General features: G+C 49.8%; 1 protein-coding gene. It reads left to right on the top strand.

Going from position 1 to position 267, the window contains the following annotated elements; translation table 11 throughout:
• The coding region (locus tag MTCD1_RS19350) for a cupredoxin domain-containing protein (protein WP_498067574.1) at positions 1-267 on the top strand (267 nt) is incomplete at both ends.

Genomic DNA, 267 nt, shown 5'->3' with positions numbered 1-267 from the left:
TTGCGATTCATCAATGGCGCCAGTAACAGCTATTATGACGTGCGGATCCCAGGGCTAGCATTAACGGTAGTGCAGGCAGATGGCATCAATGTAGAACCCGTCACCGTAGATGAATTTCGCTTTGGGCCAGGCGAAACCTACGATATAATCGTTGAGCCCAGCGCTGATACCTATACCCTGTTTGCTCAATCGATGGATAGAACCGGTTATGCTCGCGGTACCTTAACGACTCAAGCAGGCCTCAGCACTGATGTACCAGCATTAGAT

The sequence above is a fragment of the Colwellia marinimaniae genome (assembly GCF_002207865.1).
Taxonomy (GTDB): domain Bacteria; phylum Pseudomonadota; class Gammaproteobacteria; order Enterobacterales; family Alteromonadaceae; genus Colwellia; species Colwellia marinimaniae.
Note: the sequence above shows the minus strand (reverse complement) of the source record. Positions and strands in the feature narration are given on the sequence as shown.